The sequence below is a fragment of the Micromonospora sagamiensis genome (genome assembly GCF_014680085.1).
Classification (GTDB): Bacteria; Actinomycetota; Actinomycetes; order Mycobacteriales; family Micromonosporaceae; genus Micromonospora; species Micromonospora inyonensis.
This window is the reverse complement of sequence record NZ_AP023438.1, coordinates 6,423,549-6,446,274: the sequence shown is the minus strand read 5'-3', so window position 1 is coordinate 6,446,274 and position 22,726 is coordinate 6,423,549. Positions and strand designations below refer to the sequence as shown.

Here is a 22,726-nt window from a genome sequence, read left to right as displayed (position 1 = left end):
TCACTCCACCGACACCAACCCCACCAACACCCGATGCGTACGATTCGACCGCACCGCCGCCCGCTGCTGACCCGCCGTCACCTCGATGTACGTCTGCGACGACGCCAACGACGCATGCCCCAGCAACCGCATGATCTCCGCAGCGCTCGCCCCGTCCTCGGCCAGCCGCGTCGCGAACGTATGCCGCAACGCGTGCAACCGCGCACCCCGCGGCACCCGATCCGCGATCCCCGCCCGCCGATAACACGAATCCACCAGATACTGCAGACCACCCCGCCGTAACGGCTCACCCCGCCGATCCACCAGCAACGCCGAGTCCGGCCGCACCGAACGCGCACCGAACCGCCGCACCCGACTCTCCAGATACGCCACCAGCACCCCGTCCAACTCCGGCTCCACCGGCACCACCCGCGGACGACCACCCTTGCCCGCCACATCCACCCGACGCTCACCCGGACGACCCGCCACCGAACCGACCCGCAACGCCAACAACTCCGACAACCGCAACCCCGTACACAGCGCCAGCGCCACCACCGCCAGATCCCGCTCCGGCCACGGATCGTGCTGCCGGCCCGCAGCACGGGCCACCGCGTCGAGCAACCGCTCCGGGGTGTCCTCGCCGCGCAACGGCTTCGGCTGGGGGAGCGGAGCGCGGGGCCGGTCCACCGCCGGCATCGGGTTGCCCGGCACCACACCCTCGGCGACCAGGAACGTGAAGAAGTTGTTCCAGGTGGACCACGCGCGATGCACCGACGCCGCCGCCCGGGGAGCGGCGAACGCGGCGAACGCCGCGCGCAGCACCCGGGGGGAGAGGGCGGTGACCGGCAGGGCGTCCAGCGGCAGGGGAGGGGTGGCGCGCTCCGCGGCCAGCCGGGCTACCCCCACCAGATCCCGCCGGTACGCCTGGAGCGTGTGCGGCGACGGCTTCCGGGTCGCCCGGGCGATCAGGAACTCCTCGATCAGCACCGTAACCCGATCGTCCACTTTGTCATGCATAAGGGTAATTATGCATGATTTTCGGATTACTGCACATCGCTACGGGAGTGGGGCAGGAGCGGAGCGTGATCGTCCGACGACAACCGTCGAGGCCGGGGTGCACGGCCCCGACCTTCGCGACGGTCGAACGGCCCCCAGCACCGCTGGGGGCCGTTCGACGCATTCGAAGAGCGGAAGGTCAGACGCCGAACGCCGCCGGGTAGCGGATGACACCGCTCGGGACCGGCTGTTCCGGGTTGAGGGCGAGCGCCATCATGTACTTGTCCTCGACGTCGAAGGGCGGGCGGATGCCGAATCCGGAGGCCGGGGTGAAGCCGAAGCGCGGGTAGTACTCGGCGTGCCCGAGCACGAGCACCAGGTTCTCGCCCCGCTCGCGGGCGGCTTGCAGAGCGGCGCGGATAGCGGCGGAACCGGCGCCCCGCCGCTGATGTTCGGACTTGACGGCGCAGGGGCCCAGGGTGAGTGCGGGTGAGTCGCCGACGTGGCAGCGGGTGAGCAGCGCGTATCCGGCGAGCTCGCCACCGGGGGCCTCGGCCAGCCAGGACAGGCCGGCCAGCCACGCCTGCGGGTCGGCCCGCAGCGCCTCGACGAGGTCGGCCTCGTGCGGGGTGGGGAAGGCGGCAAGGTTGATGTCGCGGATGGCGGCGACGTCGCCGGCGCTCTCGGGACGGGTGGTCCAGGAAGGGGTCATGGTCGGGTTCGTCTCCTTGTCCTTTGGACGATGAGCGGTCGGGGAGGCCGGTGGGATGCGGCCGGTCATGGCTGCTGGTCCCGGAACCTGTAGGTGGCGCGCAGGTGACTGGTGATGGCCTTCTGCCGGTTGACGTGCTCTTCGCGCAGCCGGGCATCGGTACGTGAGGCCGCCCAGGCGTTCTCCCGTCGCAGCTTGTGGTAGCTGCGCAGGCGACGTTCGGGCAGTTCACCCGCCTCTATGGCGGCCTGCACCGCACATCCTGGTTCGGTGTCGTGGGAGCAGTCGCCGAAGCGGCAAGACGTGGCGAGTTCTTCGATCTCGGCGAAGACCTGCTCCAGGCCGTCGGCGGCATCGTGCAGGCTGATCCCGCGCAGGCCGGGCGTGTCGATGAGGACCCCGCCGCCGGGCAGGGGGAGCAGCTCGCGGCGGACGGTGATGTGGCGGCCCTTGCCATCCCGCTCTCGTACCGTGCCGGTGGCCAGCAGTTCCTCGCCGAGCAGCGTGTTGCCGAGGGTGGACTTGCCCGCGCCCGAGGGGCCGAGCAGCACGGTGGTGCCGTGCATCATCGCGGCCAGCACGTCGATGTTGTCGCCGGTGGCGGCGCTGGTGACCAGGACGTCCACGCCGGGTGCCAGCGCTGCGGCCTCTGCGTGGACGGCCGTGGGATCGTGGGCCAGGTCCGCCTTGGTCAAGACGATCACCGGCTGTGCCCCGCTCTCCCAGGCCAGGGTGAGCAGCCGCTCCAGTTTGGCCGCGTCCAGGGGGGTGGCCAGGGACAGGGCGATGACGACCGTGTCGACGTTGGCGGCGAGCATCTGTCCGTGGGAGGACCTGGACGCCGACGAGCGCACGATCGCGCTGTGCCGCGGCAGCAGCGCCACCAGGTGCGGCTCGGTGCCCGGGCGCAGCGCGGCCCAGTCGCCGGTGCAGGGTGTCAGGAGCGGGTCGGGCGGGTACGGCGCGGCGAACGTGGCCCGCGTCGGGCCCGACGCGGTGATCGCCGTGCACAGGCCGCGATCGACTCGGGAGATCCGGGCCGGTACGAGGCCTGCGTCGTAGTGCTCGGTGAAGGTTTGGTCGAGTGTGCCGGTCCACCCGTATCGGGACAGGCCGGATGGATCGGTGTGCGTGTATGGCAACGTGAGAGACCCTTGCGGAGAAGGGGCCCCGACGAGACGCGGACATCACCCCGCCTGGCGAGCGCGATGGCTCGAGGCTGGGGGAAGAAGTAGGTCAGACCGGGGCCCGGGACGTGAGGTTGGTCCGGGCGCTGCGCATGGCAGCGGTCTTCACCGCGGTCATCAAACCTCACCTCCCTCGCACGCTGATCCGATACTGAACGAGTGGCAGCCTAGCACCCCGGCGCCGGGGTGCATCTACGTGGTTCTCTCGTCTGGATCCGCAGTTTCCGGCTCCGCGCCCGGGGAAACCAGATTCGATAATGTGCATTATGTCAAGTAGACCGGTTGGGGGCCCTCCTCCGGCGCGAGGCGGGTCAGAGGCCGCCGGCGACGCGCAGCACCGTACCGGTGGTGTAGGAGGCTTCCGGGCTGAGCAGCCAGGCGATGGCGGCGGCGATCTCGTCGGGTTCGCCGGCCCGCCCGATGGGGATCCGTTCCGCCGCGCGGTCGGGTCGGTCGGGCATGCCGGACAGGGCGTGGATGTCGGTGCGGACGATCCCGGGCGCGACGGCGTTGACCCGGATGCCGCGTGGGGCGAGTTCCTTGGCCAGGCCGACGGTGAGGGTGTCGGCGGCGGCCTTGCTGGCGGCGTAGTGGATGTACTCCCCCGGGCTGCCGAGGGTCGCGGCGGCCGAGGAGACGTTGACGATGGCGGCTCCGGCGGTCATCCGGCGGGCGGCCTGCTGGGCGCAGAGGAGGTAGCCGACGACGTTGACGTCGACGACGCGGCGCAGGTCCTCGACGGTGAGGTCGACGAGGGGGCCGATCGGGCTGGTGATGCCGGCGTTGTTGACCAGGCCGGTGATCGGGCCGAGGGTGTCGGTGGCGGTGTCGAAGAGGTGGGTGACCTGGTCGGGTTCGCGGGTGTCGGTGGGTACGGCGACACCGCGGCGCCCGGCGGCGTGGACGTCGGCCAGGACGGCGGTGGCGGCGTCGGTGTCCCGGCGGTAGCAGAGGGCGATGTCGTGGCCGGCGTGGGCGAGGCGGCGGGCGGTTGCGGCGCCGATGCCGCGTCCGCCTCCGGTGATGACGGTGACCGGCGTCGTCATGTGGCCTCTCCCCCCGCGCTGGTGGTGTCGGCCGAGGCTACCGTGGCGCGCGCCGGGGGTCGGTCGGTTGTGGTCGGTGGTGGGTGGTGCCCCCGGCGGGGTGGGTGTCGGGGGTGGCTGGTATCAAAGGCAGGAATTTCCGACAGTTGTCCGAAAAGAGGGTGGTTGGCGATGGGGGCGACGGGTCAGGGATTGTCCACTGACGAGGTGCAGAGCATCCGGGAGGCGTTGGCGGCGGGGCGTAAGCCGAAGGTGGTGTTCACGGCTGCGGCGGGGCAGATCGCCGGGCAGGTGGGTCAGGTGGTGGAGCTGACCGATCCGGCGGTGTCGGACGAGTTCGTGGTGGTGCGGTTCGGGCGGGACGAGTTGCCCTTCTCCCCTGCCGACGTGGCGGTGGCGCCGCGTGGTGCGGGGCGGCGGGTGGTGGAGCCGAAGCCGGAGGCGGAGGCCGGGTCGGAGCCGGTGGTGGCGGAGCCGGAGTTCGTGTTGGAGCGGGTGCCGGTGCCGGAGCAGTCGCGTGGGGACGAGTCGCGGGGTGAGCGGCGGGAGGAGCCGAAGGTGGATGTGGTGGAGGCGAAGCCGGCGAAGCGGGCGGTGAAGGCGGCGAAGCCGAAGGCGCCGGCGGGGTTGACGGTGACGTTGCAGTACGCGGAGGGCGAGTGGACGGTGGCGGCGCAGCAGGGCAGCAAGTCGTTGGCGAAGCCGTATGTGGTGAAGCCGGCGGAGGCGTTGCGGATGGTGGCGTTGGTGGATGTGCCGGGTGTGCAGGAGGCGGTGGAGCAGATCCTGGGGGCGGAGCGGGCTGAGGCGGAGCAGCAGGCGGAGCGGTTGCGGGCGGAGTTGGCGGAGATCGAGGCGCGGTTGGCGGAGTTGCGCGAGGCGGGGTGAGGTGTGGGTCGGGGGCGCCGGTGGGTGTCGCTGACCCGTGGTGTGTGTGGCGTGGGGTTGCCTGAGGGTGGCTCCGCGCCACGTGGTGTTTTCGGCCCCCGACAGAACGTCGGGGGCCGGTTGGTGTGTGGGTCAGTGGGTGGGGATGTGGGCGACGCCGATGCGTTTGCGGAAGACCCAGTAGGTCCAGCCCTGGTAGGCGAGGACGACGGGGGTGAAGATGGCGGCCACCCAGGTCATGATCCCGAGCGTGTAGGGGGTGCTGGCGGCGTTGGTGGCGGTGAGGGTGCCGGTGGGGTCGCCGGTGGAGGGCAGGACGTTGGGGAAGAGGGCGGTGAAGAGGGTGGCGACGGTGAGGGCGATGGCGGTGGCGGTGCCGGTGAAGGCCCAGCCTTCGCGGCGGGTGTGGGCGGCGGCGAGGCCGGCGAGCAGGGCGGCGGTGGCTGCGGTGGCGAGGATGACGGCGGCGGGGTTGCTGCGGATGGTGAGGGTCCAGGTCAGGAAGGTCACGGCGAGGGTGGCGGCGAGGATGCCGAGGCGGACGGCGAGGGTGCCGGCGCGGTGGCGGATGTCGCCGGTGGTTTTGAGGGCGGTGAAGATGGCGCCGTGGGTGAGGAAGAGGGCGGTGGTGGTGGCGCCGCCGAGGAGGGCGTAGGGGTTGAGGAGGTCGAGGAGGGTGCCGGCGTATTCGTGGTCGGCGTCGAGGGGTACGCCGCGGAGGATGTTGGCGAAGGCGACGCCCCAGAGGAGGGCGGGGATGAGGCTGCCGAGGGTGATGGCGGTGTCCCAGCGGCGTTTCCAGGTGGTTTCGGGGCGCTTGTGGCGGTATTCGAAGGCGACGCCGCGGACGATGAGGGCGAGGAGGATGAGCAGGAGGGGGAGGTAGAAGCCGCTGAAGAGGGTGGCGTACCACTCGGGGAAGGCGGCGAACATGGCTCCGCCGGCGGTGATGAGCCAGACTTCGTTGCCGTCCCAGACGGGCCCGATGGTGTTGATCATGACGCGGCGTTCGCGGTCGTCGCGGGCGAGGACGGGTAGGAGCGCGCCGACGCCGAAGTCGAAGCCTTCGAGGATGAAGTAGCCGGTGAAGAGGACGGCGATGAGGACGAACCAGACGGTGGTGAGGTCCACGGTGGGGCTCCGGGGTCAGTAGGCGAAGGCGAGGGGGCGGTCGGTGTCGTCGGTGTCGTCGGGTGTGGGGTCGGGGGTGTCTTCGGGGAGGCCGGTCCTGGCGTAGCGGACGAGTAGGCGGACCTCGATGACGGCGAGGGTGGCGTAGACGATGGTGAAGGCGGTGAAGCTGGTGAGGACTTCGGTGAGGCTGACGGTGCGGGAGACGCCGTCGCGGGTGAGCATTTCGCCGAAGACGATCCAGGGTTGCCGGCCCATCTCGGTGAAGATCCAGCCGAAGCTGTTGGCGGCGAGGGGCAGCAGGGGCATGACGAGGCCGGCGCGGAGGAGCCATTTTCCGCGGGGGGTGCGGCCCTTGCGGTGGGCCCAGAGGACCCAGAGGGCGATGGCTGCGGCGGCGAGGCCGAAGCCGATCATGAGGCGGAAGCTCCAGTAGGTGACCGGGATGATCGGGGTGTAGCTGCCGGGGCCGTACTGGGCGGTGTACTGGGCCTGGAGGTCGTCGATGCCCTGGACGGTGCCGTGGGGGTCGCCGGTGCCGAGGACGCTGAGCAGGTAGGGGATCTTGAGGGCGTAGATCTCGCGGCTGCCGTCGAGGGTGCCGATGGTGAGGACGCTGAAGGCGGCGGGGCTTTCGGTGGTGTAGAGGCCTTCGGCGGCGGCCATCTTCATGGGCTGCACGTCGGTCATGATCTTGCCTTGGATGTCGCCGGTGATGAGGACGCCGGCGGTGGCGGCGAGGGTGACCCAGGCTCCGAAGCGGGCGGCGAAGCGGTAGGTGGGGGTGTCGGTGTGGCCGGGGTGGCGGATGAGGTGCCAGAGGGCGACGGCGACGATGAGGCTGCCGGCGACGAGGAAGCAGCCGGCGATGGTGTGGGGGAAGGTGATGAGGGCGACCTTGTTGGTGAGGACGGCGAGGAAGTCGGTGAGTTCGGCGCGTCCGGTGTCGGGGTTGATGCGGTAGCCGACGGGGTTCTGCATCCAGGAGTTGGCGGCGAGGATGAAGTAGGCGCTGAAGGTGGAGCCGAGGGCGGCGGCCCAGATGGTGGCGAGGTGGATGCGTCTGGGGAGGCGGTCCCAGCCGAAGATCCAGAGTCCGAGGAAGGTGGATTCGAGGAAGAAGGCGACGAGGGCTTCGATGGCGAGGGGTGCGCCGAAGATGTCGCCGACGAAGCGGGAGTAGTCGCTCCAGTTCATGCCGAACTGGAATTCCTGGACGATGCCGGTGACGATGCCCATGGCGAAGTTGATGAGGAAGAGCTTGCCGTAGAACTTGGTGAGTTTGAGGTAGCGCTGGTCGCCGGTGCGGTGCCACATGGTCTGGAGGATGGCGACGAGGACGGACAGGCCGATGGTGAGTGGTACGAAGAGAAAGTGGTAGACGGTGGTGACACCGAACTGCCAGCGGGCGACGTCCAACGCGTCCACCAGGAACCCCCCAGGTCGTACTACAAGACGTAGTAAATACTACCGGGTGTCGTAGGGGTGAGGGCAGGGTCGCCCGTCCCGAAGCGTCCCGGGGCCAAAGACCCTGGTCACCGGGCCGGTCGACCCCCACCGCTCCCCCACCGGTCGCCCCGTCCCGCGCGTCGCTGGCGCGGGCGTGCGACCATCGACCGCTGATGGAAACACCGCACTCCCCCTGGCGCGCGCCGTGGCTGTGGCGCGCGGCGCAACTGCTCGCCCGACTCGTGGTCGGCGCCCTGGCCCGCCTCCAGGTCAGCGGCGACGTGCCCGACCGGCTGCGCGCCGGGCCGCTCATCCTGGCGGCCAACCACATCAGCCCGTTCGACCCGATCGTGCTCGCCGCCGCCTGCCGGGCCCGGGGGGTGGCTCCCCGGATCATGGCCACCGGCGGGTTGTTCCGGGCCCCGGTGGTGGGTGCGGCGATGCGTCACGCCGGGCACATCCGGGTGGACCGGGGAACCGCCGCGGTGGGGCGGGCACTGCACGACGCCGCCGACGCGGTCGCCGCCGGGTCGGTGATCCTGGTCTACCCGGAGGGACGCATCGGCCTGGACCCCGGCATGTGGCCGGAGCGCGGCAAGACCGGGACCGCCCGTCTGGCGTTCGCCAGCGGCGCGACGGTGGTGCCGGTCGCCCAGTGGGGTTCGCACGAGGTGCTGCCGTACCGGGCGCCGAAGGGCCTGTTGGGCGCGGTGTGGCGGGCGGTGTGGCGGCGGCCGGTGATCCGGGTGCACTTCGGCGCGCCGGTGGACCTGGCCGATGTGGATCCGGCGGCGGTCGGCGCGGCCCGGCGGGTCACCGACCGGATCATCGACGCGGTCACCGACGCGCTGGTGCCGTTGCGCCCCGACGAGCCCGACCGGCCCCGGCACGTCGACCCGGGGCGGCCGGCGGACACCAGCCGGCTGCACCGGCGGCGTCCGGCCCGCCCCTGAACCGGGGACTACGCCGCCGGTAGGCGGGTTGACCTGCCCTTCTCCGGTACGGTCAGGACCGGGGCAGCCGCCCGCCGCCAGGGGGCGCGTCCCGCCTGCCGCCACGGTGCGGCGGTGGTGGCTGCCGGCCCCGTACCCGGCGGCGGAGCGGTCCGCGCCGAACCGTGGAGGCACGTATGCGCGCACCGAACGGGGTGACCCGCTTTCCCGCCCTGGCGCCGGCGACGGTGGTGCCGCTGCTGGCCGTGGTGGCTCTGGTCGCGGTCTGGGGCCGGGCCCTGCCGGCGGTGGTGGAGGTCGTCGTCGTGGTGCTGCTGGCGGGCGCGGTCCTGGCGGCGGTGCACCACGCCGAGGTGGTCGCGCACCGTGTCGGGGAGCCGTTCGGGTCGCTGATCCTCGCGGTCGCGGTGACCGTGATCGAGGTCGGCCTGATCATCACGCTGATGGTCTCCGGTGGCCCGGACACCGCCACGTTGGCGCGGGACACCGTGTTCGCCGCCGTGATGATCACCTGCAACGGGATCGTCGGGCTGTCGCTGCTGCTGACCGCCGTGCGTCGCCGGGTGGTGGTGTTCAACCCGGAGGGCACCGGCACGGCGTTGGCGACGGTGCTCACCCTGGCGACGCTGAGCCTGGTCCTGCCGACGTTCACCACCGGCAGTCCCGGTTCGGCGTTCACCGGTCCGCAGTTGACGTTCGCCGCGGTGGCGTCCCTGTTCCTGTACGCGACGTTCGTCTTCGTGCAGAACGTACGGCACCGCGACTACTTCCTGCCGCCGCCGCGCGAGACCCACGCGGTGGCCTCCGGCCCGCGTCGCCCGGCTGGGGACGCGACGGACAGCGCCGCCGGGGACGACGAGCACGCCCCGGTGCCGTCGGCGACGACCGCCCTGGTCAGCTTCGCGCTGCTGATCGTGGCGCTGGTCGCGGTAGTGGGGTTGGCGAAGGTCGAGTCGCCGACCATCGAGGCGGTGGTCGCCGACGCGGGGCTGCCCCGGCCGGTCGTCGGCGTGGTCATCGCCCTGCTGGTACTGCTGCCGGAGACCCTGGCGGCGGCCCGTAACGCCCGCCGGGACCGCGCCCAGATCAGCCTCAACCTGGCCCTCGGGTCGGCCATGGCGAGCATCGGGTTGACGATCCCGGCGATCGCGGTCGCCTCGCTGTGGCTCGACGGGCCGCTGGTGCTCGGTCTCGGGGCCACCCAGATCGTGCTGCTCGGTCTGACCGCCGCGGTGGGGATCCTCACCGTGATGCCCGGCCGGGCGACCCTGTTGCAGGCCTGGGTGCACCTGGCGCTGTGTGCGAGCTACCTCTTCCTCGCCACCAACCCGTGACGGGGCGTCGCCGCCGTGGCGGTACGCGGTGTCCGATGTCCGGCACGGGCCGTGCCGGTCGCCGGCCGGTCACCCACCGGCCACCGGCGGCGGGCATACTGCCGGCGTGTCCCACCCCTACCTCGACGCGCCCGCCCCGCTGGCCTTCGCCCACCGGGGCGGCGCCGCGCAGGGCGACGAGAACACCGCCGCGGCGTTCGCCCGGGCCGTCGCGCTCGGCTACCGGTACGTCGAGACCGACGTGCACGCCACCGCCGACGGCGTCGCGGTGGTCTTCCACGACGCCACCCTGGACCGGCTCACCGGTGAACGTGGGCGCATCGCCGCGTTGCGCTGGGCGGACCTGGCCACCGTGCGGGTCGGCGGGGCGGCCGTGGTGCCGCGTCTGGAGGAGGTCCTGGCCGCCTGGCCGGAGATCCGGTTCAACGTCGACGTCAAGGCCGACGGTGGGATACGGCCGACGGTGGCGACGGTGGAACGGGCCGGGGCCGGCGAGCGGGTGCTGCTGGCCTCGTTCAGCGACGCCCGACTGGCCCGGATCCGGGTCCTCGCCGGTCCGAAGGTCGCCACCTGCCTGGGTGTGCGCGGGGTGGCCCGGCTGCGGTGGGCGTCGCTGACCGGGCAGCGGCTGCGGCTGCCGCCGTCGGTGGTCGCCGCGCAGGTCCCGGTCCGCTACGGGCGGGTACGGGTGGTCGACCGGCGGCTGCTGCGTCACGCCCACCGACTCGGCCTGCAGGTGCATGTCTGGACGATCGACGAACCTGCCGAGATGCACGAGTTACTCGACCTGGGCGTGGATGGCATCATGACCGATCACGTCGGCGTGCTGCGCGACGTCTACCGCAGCCGCGGCCACTGGGCCGCCTGATCCACCCCGAGGAACCCGATGGCCGAGACCCTGACCACCCCGGCGGCGCACACCCCGCCGTCGAGCAGCCGCCGGGAGCGCACCGGCTGGTACTTCTACGACTGGGCGATGTCGGCGTTCTCCACCACCGTCATCACGGTCTTCCTGGGGCCGTTCCTGACCAGCGTCACCGAACTGGCCGCCGGCTGTGAGCTGGGCGCGGACAACTGCTCCGGGTACGTGTACCCGCTGGGCGTGAAGGTGGCCGCCGGGTCGTACTTTCCGTACCTGGTGTCGCTGTCGGTGTTCCTGACGGTGTTCGTGCTGCCGGTCACCGGCGCGGTCGCCGACCGGTCGCGGCACAAGAAGCGGCTGCTGGCCGGGTTCGCGTTCCTCGGCGCGGGGGCGACCGCCGCGATGCTCTTCGTCACCGGGGACCGCTACCTGCTCGGTGGGGCGCTGTTCGTGCTGGCCAACATCGCCTTCGGCGCCGGTGTGGTGGTGTACAACTCGTTCCTGCCGCAGCTGGGCGGCCCGGACGAGCGGGACGCGATCTCCAGCCGGGGCTGGGCGTTGGGCTACCTCGGTGGTGGTCTGCTGCTGGCGGTGAACCTGGTGGTGGTGAACTCGTTCGGCGACGGCACCGACCAGCGCACCCTGGACCTGGCCCGCTGGTCGATCGTGTCGGCCGGGCTGTGGTGGGCGGTGTTCACCCTGGTGCCGCTGCGCTGGCTGCGGGAACATCCGTCGGTGGAGGCGACCGTCGGCGGTGGCAACGTGCTCGTCGACGGGTTCCGGCAGCTCGGCCGGACCCTGCGGGAGGTCAAGGCGTACCCGCTGACGTTGTTCTTCCTGCTGGCGTTCCTGGTCTACAACGACGGCATCCAGACGGTGATCGCCCTGGCCAGCCAGTACGGCACCAAGGAGCTGCGGCTGGGCCAGACCACGTTGATCGTGACGATCCTGCTGGTGCAGTTCCTCGCCTTCGGTGGGGCGCTGCTGCTCGGCGCGCTGGCCCGCCGGATCGGGGCGTGGAAGACGGTGCTGCTGTCGCTGGTGCTGTGGACGGTGGTGATCCTCGCCGCGTTCCGGCTGCCGGCCGAGGCGCCGGTGCCGTTCATGGTGCTCGGCGCCGGCATCGGCCTGGTGCTCGGCGGCAGTCAGGCGCTGAGCCGGTCGCTGTTCAGTCAGCTGATCCCCGCCGGACGGGAGGGCGAGTACTACGGTTTCTACGAGATCAGCGACAAGGGCACCAGCTGGCTCGGGCCTCTCGCTTTCGGGTTGGTGTTCCAGCTGACCAACTCCTACCGGGTCGGGCTGGTCTCCCTGCTGATCTTCTTCGTGGTCGGATTCCTGCTGCTGGCGGCGGTGCCGGTACGCCGGGCCATCATCGCCGCCGGGAACACCCCGCCCCGCGTCCTCTGACCAGACCCATTGGTCAGGGTCGATGGGATAGGCTGCCCGACCGTGACCGACGCCGACCCCGCCGCCCCGACCTGCCTGGCCCGACCCCTGCCGGGTGAGCAGGACACCCCCGTCTGCGCCGCCGCGCGCGGGGCCGACGGGCGTCCGCTGCACGCCGCGGCGCTGAAGTTCTTCTGGGGGCCGATGGACTGCGGCAAGTCCACGATGGCCCTCCAGATGAACTACAACCACGCCCGGCAGGGCCGGCGGGGCCTGGTCACCACCCGCATCGACCGGTCCCTGGGCCCCCGGGTCACCACCCGCATCGGCCTGGCCCACGACGCCATCGAGGTCACCGACGACCTGGACCTGCGGGCCCTGGTACGCGACCGCTGGGCCGCCGGGGAACGCGTCGACTACCTCATCTGCGACGAGGCGTCCTTCTACAGCGTCGCCCACGTCGAGCAGATGGCCGAACTGGTCGACCACGACGACGTCGACGTGTTCGCCTTCGGCCTGGCCACCGACTTCCGGTCGTGTTTCTTCCCCGCCGCGCAGCGGCTGTTCGAACTGGCCGACTCCGTCGCCCGCATCCAGGTCGAGGTGCTCTGCTGGTGCGGCCGGGAGGGACTGCTCAACGCCCGGGTCGTCGGCGGACGGGTGGTCCGTGAGGGCGAACAGGTCGTCATCGGTGACACCGTTCCCGACGCGCAGGTCCGCTACCAGGTGCTCTGCCGCCGTCACCACCGCACCGGGGACCTCGGCCCCCGCGACTGACCCGCCCCGACGCCGACCCTCCGTGACCAGACCGTGATCGAGACTTCCGGCCGCCGCGCCAACCTTTCGGCTCCTCTGGCCGCTCTCCACCGGCACGCGGGACGGCACCGGGCCACCCCGCCACGGCGACGCGGGGGACACGACACATGCGGCTGGCGCTTCGACGGGCCCGTGGGGCGAAGGGTCTGCTCCTGGCGGCGGTGGGCGCCACCCTGGTGGCGACGGTCGCCCTCACCGGCCTGGCCGGCTACCACCGCGACGTCGTCAGCTCCGGGGTGCGCGGGGTCCTGGCCGCCGCCACCGTCGAGGAGCGCTCCGTCCTGGTACGCGGTGCGGCCGGCCGCACCGCCGACACCCTCGCCCAACGGGACACCGCGCTGCGCGCCGGCGCCGCCGACGTCCTCGACGGCTGGCCCGGCACCGTCGAGGCGGCCGGGTACGCCGCCGGCCGGCAGCTGCACGGCGACGTCGGTGACGCCGTCGCCGACGACGCCGGCACCGTCTACGCCAGCGTGCTGTTCCTCGACGACCTCGCCGCGCACGCCGACCTGACCGCCGGCACCTGGCCGGCCGCCGGCGGCAGCCCCGTGCAGACCACCCTCGCCGAACCGGTCGCCACCACCCTCGGCGTCACCGTCGGCGACCGCATCCCGGTCACCGACGGGTTCACCGGCCGGATCACCGACCTCACCGTCGTCGGCCTGTGGCGGCCCCGGGCCGCCGACGACCCGTACTGGCGGCTGGCCCCCGAGGCCACCACCGGCGTGCAACCCGGCACGGCCACGTACGGTCCGCTGACCGTGGACCGCGCCGACTTCGTCCGTCACTTCCTCACCAACGCCTCCGCCGGCTGGCTGATCACCCCCGACGTCGGCGCGGCCACCGGCACCGCGGACCTCGACCGGCTCGCCGACGCCGCCGACGCCGCCACCGGACTGGCCGCCACCGCCGGACTCGGTGACTCCGGCACCGCCACCACCGCCCTCGGCGACCTGGTCGACCGGATCCAACGCGCCGCCCTGGTCGGCCGGTCCGCCCTGGTCACCCCGATGCTGCTGGTCGCCGTGCTCGGCGGGTACACGCTGCTGCTGGTGGCGGCGCTGCTCACCGAGCAGCGCCGCGCCGAGACCGCGCTGCTGCGCGCCCGCGGCGCCGCCCGCTGGCAGCTCGCCGGCCTCGCCGGCCGGGAGGCGGCACTGGTCGTCGCCCCGGCGATCCTGCTGGCCCCACCGCTGGCCACCGAACTGCTGCGGCACGCCGGCCGGATACCGGCGCTGGCCGAGGCGTCGCTGCGCCTGCAACCACGCCTGGACGTTCTCACCTGGACCGCTGCGCTCCTCGTGGCCGCCGGGTGCGCGCTGGCCATGCTCGGCCCGAACCTGCGCCGGGGCGACAGCTACGTCGCCGACCTGGCCGCCCGGTCCCGGCCCGGCCGCCGGGGCGCGGTGCAACGCGCCGGTGTCGACGTCGTCCTCGTCGTGGTCGCCCTGCTCGGCTGGTACCAGCTGCGGTCGTACTCGTCGCCGCTGTCCGGTGTCGGCGGCGACCTGGCCGTCGACCCGCTGCTCGCCGCCGCCCCCACCATCGGCGTGCTCGCCGGTGCCGTCGCGGCCCTGCGGATCCTGCCGCCGCTGACCCGCCTCGCGCAGCGGTACGTCGACCGCACCCGCGCCACCGCCGCGATGCTCGGCATGTGGCAGGCCGGCCGCCGCCCCCACGCCGGCCCGGTGCTGCTGGTCGCCCTCGCCGTCGCGGTCAGCGCCCTCGCCTGGTCCCTGGCCGGCACGACCGGACGGTCCCTGACCGACCAGGCCGACCACCGGGTCGGCGCCGACCTGCGGCTGACCGAGACCGCCGGCACCCCACCCGCCGACCGGGCCGCGCAACTGGCCCGGCTGCCCGGCGTGAGCGCCGCGCTGCCCGCCTGGCGGGCCACCCTCAGCCTCGGCGCGACCGGGCAGCCGGCGTCGCTGGTCGCCGTCGACGCCGGCACCGCCGCCCGCGTCGTGCGGCTGCGCCCCGACCTGGCCGACGGCTCCCCCGCCGACGTGTTCACGCAGGTCACCCGGGCCCGCGTCGACGCACCCCACACCGCCCTGCCGGTCGGGGCGCGACGCCTGACCGGCCGGTTCACCGGCACCGTCACCGCCACCACCGCCCCGGTGCGTGCCTTCGCGGTGTTCGCCGAACCCGCCGGCACACACCGCCGGGTGCCGTTGGGCGCCAGCCGGGACGGACGGGCGGTCGACTTCACCGTCGACCTGCCCGACGACCCGGCCCGGCTGGCCGGGTTCACCGTCGAGACCACCGGCCCCGCCAAGCTGGTCGTCGACTGGCGGCTGCGTGACCTGCGCGCCGACGGCCGGCCCGTCGACCTGGGTGGCGGGCCGTGGCACACCGTCGACCGCAGTGGCGTGACCCGCGACGGCACCACCGCCACCGCCGCCGGTGACACCCTCACCGCCCGCTGGGTACGCGACGACGACACCCGCCGGGGTCGGGGCGGCTCCCCCGTGCACCTGGCCGTCACCCGACCGGCGGCCGGCCGGGTGCCGCTGCTGGTCACCCCGCAGGCCCTGGCCGCGCTCCGGTTGGCCGTCGGCGACGACACCCGGCTGTTCCTCGGCGCCGCCGAGGTCGACGTCCACGTCGTCGGCACCGTCGAGGCGTTCCCCGGCGACACCGCCGCCGCCACCGTCTTCGCCGACCTGCCGTCACTGCGCGACCGGATCTTCCACGACCGGGGCCTCACCCGCGACGTGCAGGAATGGTGGCTGTCGGTGCCGACCGACCGGCACGACGAGGCGGTGACCGCCGCCGGCGCGCTGACCGGCGTGGACGTGCTCGACCGGCAGGCGGTCGCCCGGGACCTGGCCGGTGACCCGTTCGGCGTCGGCGCGCGCGGCGCGCTGTTCGCCGCCGCCCTCGGCGCGGTGCTGCTCGCCGCCGTCGGCATCGCCGTCGACGTCAGCGCCACCGCCCGCCGCCGGGCCACCGAACTGGCCGTGCTGCGCACCCTCGGCGCGACCCACCGCACCGTCACCCGGTCCCTGGTGACCGAACAGGCGTTCCTCGCCGGCACCGGTGTGGCCGTCGGCCTCGTCGTCGGCGTCGCCGTGGCCGCCACCATGGCGCCGTTGGTCATCCTCACCCCGTCGGCGGACCGGCCGACACCCACGCCCGCCCTGCTCATCGACTGGCCGCCCCTGCTGGCCACCGCCGCCGGCGTGCTCCTGCTCGCCGTCGCCGCCACCTTCACCGCCGCAGCCCGGCTACGCGGGCGTTCCGAAGCCGGCCAGCTGCGCGGCGGGGAGGACCGGTGACCACCACCGTGACCGGACGGCCCGCCACCGGGCGGCGGCGACGCACCGGCGGGCCCGGCGCCCGCCTGCGGACCTTCGCCGGCCCCGCCGTCCTGCTCGCGCTGCTCGGCCTGGTCGCGGCGGCGCTGGTCACCGGTGCGCCGAGACTGACCAACGACCTCGCCGACCGGAGCCTGCACGCCGACCTGGGCCCCCTGCCCCACCAGGTACGCGACCTGACCATCGAGGTCCGTGCCGGCGCCGACGGGGCCGCCCCGACCGGAGCGGCCGGCGCGCTGGAACGCTTCCACGCCGCCCTGCCGCAGCCGCTGCCCGCCCTGGTCGACCAGCGGTGGCAGGCGGCCGCCGTCGCCGCCGACACCGCGACCGCCTCCGGTGACGTCGGCCCGCTCGCCGAGGGCGGCACCGTCCGCCTCGGACTGCGCACCCAGACCGGCCTGCCCGAGGCGGCCCGGCTGACCGCCGGAACGTGGCCCCGCACCAACCCCGGCCAGCCCGTGCAGGTCGCCGTGTCGCAGGCCGTCGCCGACACCCTCGCCCTGCGTCCCGGGGTGCGCCTCGGCGTCGCCGCACCCGGACAACCCCCCGCCGACCTGCTCGTGACCGGGGTGTTCCAACCGGCCCGCCCCACCGACCCGCTCTGGGCGGCCATGCCCCAGGCGGTGGAACCGCTGCTACCGGTCAACGACGGCGACCCGTTCGTGGCCGTCGCCGTCACCGACCCCGCCGGCCTGGACGCCGCCGGCCGGGCCGGGCTGCCCGTCACCCACTCCTGGCGGTACCGGTTCGACCACGACCGGATCACCTCCTCGACGATCGAACCGGTCGCCGCCGCCGTCGGCGCGGCCCGACGCACCCAGTGGCTGCCCGGCGCGACCGTGCAGACCTCCCTGGACACCCAACTGGTGCGCTTCGGCGCGCAGCTCACCTCGGTCCGCAACCTGCTGGCCGTGGTGCAGGCCGGACTGCTGGCCAGCCTGCTCGGGCTGATCCTGCTCGCCGCCCGGGTGGCCGTGCAGACCCGCCGCGCCGAACTGACCCTGCTGCGGTCACGTGGCGCGTCGCTGGCCGCCATCGGCCGGCACACCCTCGCCGAGGCGGCCCTGCCGCAACCGGCCGCGGTGGCCGCCGGGGCGCTGCTCGCGCTGGCGGCACCCGGACGCGACGGCGGAACCTGGTGGGCGCTGCCGCTGATCGCCGCCGTCACCACCGCCGCGGTGCCGGTGTTCGCGATGGCCGGGCAGCGGCACGTCGCCGTGGTCACCGGCCGGCAGGACCTGACCCGGACCCGCCCGTCGGCGCGCCGCGTCACCGTCGAGGTCACCGTGCTGCTGGCGGCCGTCGGAGGGCTGGTCCTGCTGCGCCGCCGGGGCCTGGACTCCGGCGGCGACGTCGACGTCTACCTCGCGGCGGTGCCGGTGCTGCTGGCCGCCGCGGTGGCCCTGCTCACCCTGCGGGCCCTGCCCTGGCCGCTGCGGCTGCTCGACCGGGCCGCCGCCCGGGCCCGGGGCGCGCTGCTGTTCCTCGGCGTGGCCCGCGCCGGCCGGGGCACGCCGGTGACCACCGCCCCCCTCGCGGTGCTGGTCGTCGCGGTCAGCACCGGCGTGTTCAGCGCGGTCGTCACCGACACCGTCGGCCGGGCCCGGGACACCGCCGCCGACCTGAGCGTGCCCGCCGACGCCTGGCTCACCGGGTACGCCTTCACCCCCGACACCGCCGGACGGCTCGCCGACGTCGACGGGGTACGGGCGCTCACCCCGGTGCGCATCGACTCGAACCGGCCGCTGCGCTCTGGCACCGACCCGCAGGCCCGTACCCTCGGCACCGCCCGGATCATGGTGGTCGACGCGCCCGCGTTCGCCCGGGTCGCCGCGGCCAGTGGCGTCGACGTGGACGTGCCGGCGGTGCTGCGCGCCGCCGTGCGGGGCGACGGTCCGGTGCCGGCGGTGGTGTCCCCGGGCGTCGCCGCGGCCGTCGACGACACCGCCGCCGCGGACGTGCAGAGCCGCCTGTACCCGTTCCGGGTGGCCGGGGTCGTGGACACCTTCCCCGGCGTGGACCTGGGCACCGACCGGTTCGTGGTGCTGCCCTGGCAGGCGCTGACCGAGTACGAGCACACCCCGATCGTCGCCAACCGGTACCTGCTCGCCACCGACGACCACGACCCGGCGGTGCTGCTGCGCACCGCCGACGACGGTCAGCGGCGGTGGCAGTCGGCGGTGCTGGGCAGCGAGGTCGACGCGCCCGAGGTGCCGGCACAGCTGCTCACCCGGCGCGCGTACCGGGAGGGCCTGGACCGTACCGGCGCCAACGACGTGCTCACCCTGGCGTTCACCGTCGGCGCGGTCGGCGGCAGCGCGCTGGCCGTCCTCGCCGTCGGGTTCGCGGTGCTCGCCGACGCCCGCGCCCGCGCCCGGCTGCTGTCCCGGCTGCGCACCCTCGGCTTCTCCGAGGGGCAGGGCCGCCGGCTGCTGGTGTACGAACTCGTGCCGCTGGTGGGGGTCGCCGCGCTGGCCGGCGCCGCCGTCGGGGTGGCCCTGCCGGGGCTGCTCGGCCCGACGCTCGGGCTGTCCGCGTTCACCCCCGGCGTCACCGCCGGCTGGTACCTGGACCCGCTGGTCGTCGGCGCGGTGCTCGGGCTGGTCGCGGTGGGCCTGACCGCCGGGCTGGGCGTGGAGATTCTGGTGAACCGACGGACGCGTCCCGCCGAGGCGCTCCGGCTGGGAGAGGAGAACCCGTGACCGCCGTCCACACCGTCCCGGACCTGGTGTCGTTGCAGCAGCGCGCCGCCGACCGGGCCGCCGACCGCGCCGGGGGCGCCGACCGGCTGCGCGGCCACATCGTCTGCGACGGCCTGGTGCGCATCTTCTCCACCGACGGGGTGGAGGTCGTCGCGTTGCAGGGCCTCGACCTGGTCGTCGACCGGGGGGAACTGCTGGCCGTCGTCGGCGCCTCCGGCTCCGGCAAGTCGACCGTGCTGAACATCCTCTCCGGACTGGACGTACCCACCGCCGGGATCGCCCGGGTCGCCGGGTACGACCTGCTGACCATGTCGGCGCGCAAGCGCCTGGCCTACCGTCGGCGGACCGTCGGGTTCGTGTGGCAGCAGACCGCCCGGAACCTGCTGCCCTACCTGAGCGCGGCGGAGAACGTCGAACTGCCGATGCGGCTGGCCGGCCGGCGGGGCCGCGTCGCCCGTCGGCGGGCCGCGGAACTGCTGGACATGGTCGGGGTGGGACACTGCGCGGACCGTCGGCCGGCCCGGATGAGCGGCGGTGAGCAGCAGCGCTGCGCGGTGGCGGTGGCGGTGGCCAACGACCCGGAGGTGCTCCTCGCCGACGAGCCGACCGGGGAACTCGACGAGAACACCGCCGCGGAGGTGTTCGGGGCGCTGCGCACCATCAACGCCGAACTGGGTGTCACCGTCGTGGTGGTCACCCACGACCACACGGTCGCCACCCAGGTCCGCCGGACCGTCGCGATCCGCGACGGCCGTACCGCCAGCGAGGTACGCCGCCGTGCGCGCGTCGGCGCCGACGGCGTCGAGGAACTGGTCACCGAGGAGTACGCGGTGCTCGACCGCACCGGCCGGATGCAGCTGCCCGCCGCGTTCGTCGACGCCCTCGAACTGCGTGACCGGGTCCGGCTCACCCTGGAACCCGACCACGTGCAGGTGCGTCCGGGCAGCGGGCAGGAGGAGCAGCAGTGAGCGAGGACCTGGTCTCCGTCGAGGGCGTCGGCCGTGAGTTCCCCGGCGTCGGGCAGGTGGTGCACGCCCTGCGGGACGTGTCGTTCACCGCCGGCCGGGGTGAGCTGGTGGCCGTACGGGGCCGCTCGGGTGCCGGCAAGACGACCCTGCTGAACCTGGTCGGCGGCCTGGACCGGCCCACCGCCGGGCGGATCCGGGTGGCCGGGCGGGACGTGACCGCCGCCAGCCGGCGGGAGCTGCTGGCGTTGCGCCGCGACACCGTCGGGTTCGTGTTCCAGTCGTTCGGGCTGATCCCGATCCTCTCGGCGGCGGAGAACGTGGGACTGCCGCTGCGGTTGGCGAAGGTGCCCGCCGCCGAACGGGACCAGCGGGTGGCGGTGCTGCTGGAACTGGTCGGCCTCGGCGGGCACGCCCGGCAACGGCCGTACGAGATGTCCGGCGGCCAGCAGCAGCGGGTCGCCCTGGCCCGGGCCCTGGCCAACGACCCGGCGCTGCTGATCGCCGACGAACCGACCGGGCAGTTGGACTCGGAGACCGGTCAGGCGGTGATGGACCTGCTGCGGGCGCTGGTCCGCACCCGGGGCATGACCGCGCTGGTGGCCACGCACGACCCGGCGCTGGTGGAGGCCGCCGACCGGGTGGTGACCCTGCGCGACGGCCGGCGGGTCGACGCCCCGGTGCCCGCCTGATGCGGGGCGGGTCAGAACGGGTCGCCGCAGATCCGCCAGCCGTCGTCCTCCCGCACCACCGGAAGTTCCCGCTCCTCGCTGCGCCCCCCGTCGCGGATGAGCCGTACGGTCACCGTGCCGGTGGGTTTCCCGTCGCGGGTGCTCACCGACACGTCGGTGAGCTGGTGTCCGGTCACCACCGGCGGGGTGCGTACCCAGGCCGCGAACCCGACCGGACTCCACCGGGTGCGTGCCGACGCGCAGAGCCGCCGGTACGCCCGGTCGGCGTCCCCGGCGGCCACCTCCGTCAGGAACGCCTCGGCGGTCTCGCGGACCGGGGCGTCGGCCTGCCGCACCGCCTGCACGTTCCACACGCCCAGCCCGGTCACCCCGACGCAGCACAGGCCCAGCAGCGCGCCGGTCACCACCAGCCCGACCCGCACCGGCCGGTGCGGGCGGTGCGGGCGGGACCACTGCGCCGAGGACATGATGACCAACGGTAGATAATCCGACACCCACCGCGCAGGAACTCGCGCCTGTCGCCGCGCCCGGGGATCGTCTACCGTCGACGCGAGCCCCTGTCCCCCCTCGCCAGGAGTGACGCATGGTCCGCTTCGTGCAGCCGGTGTCGGCACCCGCCGACCCGTACGTCGGTGACCCGCTGCTGCGGTCGTGGCTGGAGCGGCAGCTCGGCCCGGCCGGACACGCCGCCGCCAAGGGCCGCCTGGCCGATCTGGCCGCCGACGTGACCGGTCCGCTGCGCGCCGCGCACGCCGACGCCGAGGCCCACCCGCCCACCCTGGTCCGCTACGACCCGTGGGGTGCCCGGATCGACCGGGTCGACACGTCCGCCGGGTGGCGGACGCAGCGGGCCGCCGCCGCCCGGCACGCCGTGGTCGCCCTGCCCTACCTGGAGTCCGCGCGCGGCACGTGGGGCGCGGCGGCCCGGATCGTGCAGCACGCCCTGCTGCACCTGTACGGGGCGGAGTCGGCGACGTTCTCCTGCCCGGTGGCGATGGCCGACGGCGCGGCGGCGCTGCTGTCCCGTCCCGAGGTCGACGCCGACGTGCGCGACGCGTGGCTGCCCCGGCTGACCGCCACCGACCCGGACGTGGCGATCACCAGCGGCCAGTGGATGACCGAGTCGCAGGGCGGCTCGGACCTGGCCCGCTCCAGCACCATCGCCCGCCCTGCCCGGGACGGGTCGTGGCGGCTGACCGGCGAGAAGTGGTTCTGCTCGGCGGTCGACTCGGCGATGGCGGTGGCCCTGGCCCGGCCGGAGGGAGCCGGGAAGGGCAGCCGGGTCCTCGCCCCGTTCCTGGTGCCCCGCTACGCCGCCGACTCCCCCCTCGCGGACGGCCGGGCCCCGGACGCGTGCGCACCGGGGGTGCGCATCCACCGGCTCAAGGACAAGCTCGGCACCCGGGCGTTGCCCACCGCCGAGGTCGGCCTGCGGGACGCGTACGCGCTGCCGCTGGGCGACCCGACGCAGCCCGGCCTGGTCCGGGCGATGACCCTGGTGGTGGTCACCCGGCTGCACAACGCGGCCGCCGCCGTGTCCGGGATGCGCCGGGGTCTCGCGTACGCGCGGGCCTACGCCGACGCCCGGCAGGTCGCCGGGGGCCGGTTGGTCGACTCGCCGCTACACCGGGCCACCCTCGGCACCCTCGGGGTGGACACCGCCGGTGCGTTCGTCCTGGCCGGACACGCGTTCGCGCTGTTCGGCCGGGTCGAGGTGGGCGCCGACCCGGACGCCGCCGCCGAACTGCGGGTCGTCGCGCCGCTGGCGAAGCTGGCCACCGGGCGGCTCGCCGTCGCCTGCGCCAGCGAGTACGTGGAGGCGTTCGGTGGGGCCGGCTACGTGGAGGACACCGGGGTGCCGCGGCTGCTGCGCGACGCGCAGGTCCTGCCGATCTGGGAGGGCACCACGAACGTGCTCGCCCTGGACGTGCTGCGCGCGGTCACCCGGGAGGACGCGGCCCGGCCGTTGCTGCGCCGCCTCGCCGCCGCCGCCGACACCGCCCGCGGCCTGTCCCCCGCCCTGGCGCACACCCTGACCGCGGTCACCGAGGAACTGCGGGACACCTTCGCCGCGGTCACCGCCGACCCGGGCGGGGTGGAGGCGGTCGCCGGGGCCCGCGCGGTGGCGTTGCGTGCCGCGTACGCCCTGACGGCGGCGCTGCTGGTCGAGCACGCCGCCTGGGGCGACGAGACGGCCGAGGTGGCGGCCCGGCTGTGGGCGCGGCGCTGGCTGCGGCACGAGGAGATCGCCGTGGACGCCCACCAGCACCTGGACCTGCTCTGCTGACGCCGCACCCCGGAG

At 74.1% G+C, this 22,726-nt stretch carries 18 protein-coding genes; 11 read left to right on the top strand and 7 right to left on the bottom strand.

The annotated features are described in order from the left end of the window. From IGA62_RS27625 to IGA62_RS27610, 4 genes are all read right to left on the bottom strand, one after another. Nucleotides 1-996 carry a tyrosine-type recombinase/integrase gene (locus IGA62_RS27625; RefSeq protein ID WP_145817945.1) on the bottom strand — a complete coding sequence of 332 codons (996 nt, stop codon included), beginning with the start codon at nucleotides 994-996 and terminating at the stop codon, nucleotides 1-3. A 178-nt stretch (nucleotides 997-1,174) separates the two neighbouring features. Next, the gene (locus IGA62_RS27620) at nucleotides 1,175-1,687 is read right to left on the bottom strand and encodes a GNAT family N-acetyltransferase (protein ID WP_145817947.1); all 513 of its coding nucleotides are present in this window, start codon (nucleotides 1,685-1,687) and stop codon (nucleotides 1,175-1,177) included. A gap of 65 nt (nucleotides 1,688-1,752) precedes the next feature. Then, a complete protein-coding gene (gene rsgA / locus IGA62_RS27615; RefSeq protein WP_145817949.1) occupies nucleotides 1,753-2,829 on the bottom strand; it encodes a ribosome small subunit-dependent GTPase A in 1,077 nt (358 codons plus the stop codon). Nucleotides 2,830-3,185: 356 nt separating this feature from the next. Next, on the bottom strand, nucleotides 3,186-3,920 hold the full coding sequence (locus tag IGA62_RS27610) for an SDR family NAD(P)-dependent oxidoreductase (RefSeq protein WP_145817951.1): 735 nt from the start codon (nucleotides 3,918-3,920) through the stop codon (nucleotides 3,186-3,188). Between the two features lie 171 nt (nucleotides 3,921-4,091). On the opposite strand from IGA62_RS27610, the gene IGA62_RS27605 reads away from it, so the two are divergent. Continuing rightward, entirely contained in the window at nucleotides 4,092-4,808 is a 717-nt protein-coding gene (locus tag IGA62_RS27605) for a hypothetical protein (RefSeq protein ID WP_145817953.1), read from the top strand. 132 nt (nucleotides 4,809-4,940) lie between these two features. Here the strand turns inward: IGA62_RS27605 and cydB are convergent, their stop codons facing one another. Further along, entirely contained in the window at nucleotides 4,941-5,939 is a 999-nt protein-coding gene (gene cydB, locus IGA62_RS27600) for a cytochrome d ubiquinol oxidase subunit II (protein WP_145817955.1), read from the bottom strand. Nucleotides 5,940-5,954: 15 nt separating this feature from the next. Next, the gene (locus tag IGA62_RS27595) at nucleotides 5,955-7,367 is read right to left on the bottom strand and encodes a cytochrome ubiquinol oxidase subunit I (protein WP_145817956.1); all 1,413 of its coding nucleotides are present in this window, start codon (nucleotides 7,365-7,367) and stop codon (nucleotides 5,955-5,957) included. Nucleotides 7,368-7,561: 194 nt separating this feature from the next. Between IGA62_RS27595 and IGA62_RS27590 the strand changes: the two genes are divergently transcribed. The 9 genes from IGA62_RS27590 to IGA62_RS27550 all read left to right on the top strand — a co-directional run bounded on the left by IGA62_RS27590 (nucleotide 7,562) and on the right by IGA62_RS27550 (nucleotide 20,424). Then, nucleotides 7,562-8,341 carry a lysophospholipid acyltransferase family protein gene (locus IGA62_RS27590; RefSeq protein WP_145817957.1) on the top strand — a complete coding sequence of 260 codons (780 nt, stop codon included), beginning with the start codon at nucleotides 7,562-7,564 and terminating at the stop codon, nucleotides 8,339-8,341. A 176-nt stretch (nucleotides 8,342-8,517) separates the two neighbouring features. Next, nucleotides 8,518-9,675, top strand: a complete 1,158-nt coding sequence (locus tag IGA62_RS27585; protein WP_145817958.1) for a calcium:proton antiporter — start codon at nucleotides 8,518-8,520, stop codon at nucleotides 9,673-9,675. 106 nt (nucleotides 9,676-9,781) lie between these two features. Next, the gene (locus IGA62_RS27580) at nucleotides 9,782-10,543 is read left to right on the top strand and encodes a glycerophosphodiester phosphodiesterase family protein (protein WP_145817959.1); all 762 of its coding nucleotides are present in this window, start codon (nucleotides 9,782-9,784) and stop codon (nucleotides 10,541-10,543) included. Between the two features lie 18 nt (nucleotides 10,544-10,561). After that, on the top strand, nucleotides 10,562-11,947 hold the full coding sequence (locus IGA62_RS27575) for an MFS transporter (protein ID WP_145817960.1): 1,386 nt from the start codon (nucleotides 10,562-10,564) through the stop codon (nucleotides 11,945-11,947). Nucleotides 11,948-12,022: 75 nt separating this feature from the next. Then, nucleotides 12,023-12,703: a thymidine kinase gene (locus tag IGA62_RS27570; RefSeq protein ID WP_186500278.1), complete on the top strand. Its 681-nt coding sequence runs from the start codon at nucleotides 12,023-12,025 to the stop codon at nucleotides 12,701-12,703. A gap of 146 nt (nucleotides 12,704-12,849) precedes the next feature. Continuing rightward, a complete protein-coding gene (locus IGA62_RS27565) occupies nucleotides 12,850-16,026 on the top strand; it encodes an FtsX-like permease family protein (RefSeq protein WP_145817963.1) in 3,177 nt (1,058 codons plus the stop codon). Next, nucleotides 16,023-18,767: an FtsX-like permease family protein gene (locus IGA62_RS27560; protein WP_186499838.1), complete on the top strand. Its 2,745-nt coding sequence runs from the start codon at nucleotides 16,023-16,025 to the stop codon at nucleotides 18,765-18,767. The genes IGA62_RS27565 and IGA62_RS27560 overlap by 4 nt, the downstream gene beginning before the upstream one ends. Then, complete coding sequence (locus IGA62_RS27555; RefSeq protein ID WP_145817965.1) at nucleotides 18,764-19,735, top strand: ABC transporter ATP-binding protein; 972 nt, start codon at nucleotides 18,764-18,766, stop codon at nucleotides 19,733-19,735. The genes IGA62_RS27560 and IGA62_RS27555 overlap by 4 nt, the downstream gene beginning before the upstream one ends. Then, nucleotides 19,732-20,424, top strand: coding sequence for an ABC transporter ATP-binding protein (locus IGA62_RS27550; protein ID WP_145817967.1), 693 nt, complete (start codon nucleotides 19,732-19,734; stop codon nucleotides 20,422-20,424). The genes IGA62_RS27555 and IGA62_RS27550 overlap by 4 nt, the downstream gene beginning before the upstream one ends. A gap of 11 nt (nucleotides 20,425-20,435) precedes the next feature. Here the strand turns inward: IGA62_RS27550 and IGA62_RS27545 are convergent, their stop codons facing one another. Then, on the bottom strand, nucleotides 20,436-20,891 hold the full coding sequence (locus IGA62_RS27545) for an Rv0361 family membrane protein (RefSeq protein WP_145817969.1): 456 nt from the start codon (nucleotides 20,889-20,891) through the stop codon (nucleotides 20,436-20,438). 116 nt (nucleotides 20,892-21,007) lie between these two features. Between IGA62_RS27545 and IGA62_RS27540 the strand changes: the two genes are divergently transcribed. Then, on the top strand, nucleotides 21,008-22,711 hold the full coding sequence (locus tag IGA62_RS27540; RefSeq protein ID WP_145817971.1) for an acyl-CoA dehydrogenase family protein: 1,704 nt from the start codon (nucleotides 21,008-21,010) through the stop codon (nucleotides 22,709-22,711). Nucleotides 22,712-22,726: the final 15 nt, after the last annotated feature.

Excerpts from the sequence above, each read along its gene's own strand:
- IGA62_RS27625 (WP_145817945.1), bottom strand. The coding sequence starts at position 996 with ATGCATGACAAAGTGGACGATCGGGTTACGGTGCTGATCGAGGAGTTC.
- IGA62_RS27620 (WP_145817947.1), bottom strand. The coding sequence starts at position 1,687 with ATGACCCCTTCCTGGACCACCCGTCCCGAGAGCGCCGGCGACGTCGCC.
- IGA62_RS27610 (WP_145817951.1), bottom strand. The coding sequence starts at position 3,920 with ATGACGACGCCGGTCACCGTCATCACCGGAGGCGGACGCGGCATCGGC.
- IGA62_RS27605 (WP_145817953.1), top strand. The coding sequence starts at position 4,092 with ATGGGGGCGACGGGTCAGGGATTGTCCACTGACGAGGTGCAGAGCATC.
- IGA62_RS27590 (WP_145817957.1), top strand. The coding sequence starts at position 7,562 with ATGGAAACACCGCACTCCCCCTGGCGCGCGCCGTGGCTGTGGCGCGCG.
- IGA62_RS27585 (WP_145817958.1), top strand. The coding sequence starts at position 8,518 with ATGCGCGCACCGAACGGGGTGACCCGCTTTCCCGCCCTGGCGCCGGCG.
- IGA62_RS27575 (WP_145817960.1), top strand. The coding sequence starts at position 10,562 with ATGGCCGAGACCCTGACCACCCCGGCGGCGCACACCCCGCCGTCGAGC.
- IGA62_RS27565 (WP_145817963.1), top strand. The coding sequence starts at position 12,850 with ATGCGGCTGGCGCTTCGACGGGCCCGTGGGGCGAAGGGTCTGCTCCTG.
- IGA62_RS27545 (WP_145817969.1), bottom strand. The coding sequence starts at position 20,891 with ATGTCCTCGGCGCAGTGGTCCCGCCCGCACCGCCCGCACCGGCCGGTG.
- IGA62_RS27540 (WP_145817971.1), top strand. The coding sequence starts at position 21,008 with ATGGTCCGCTTCGTGCAGCCGGTGTCGGCACCCGCCGACCCGTACGTC.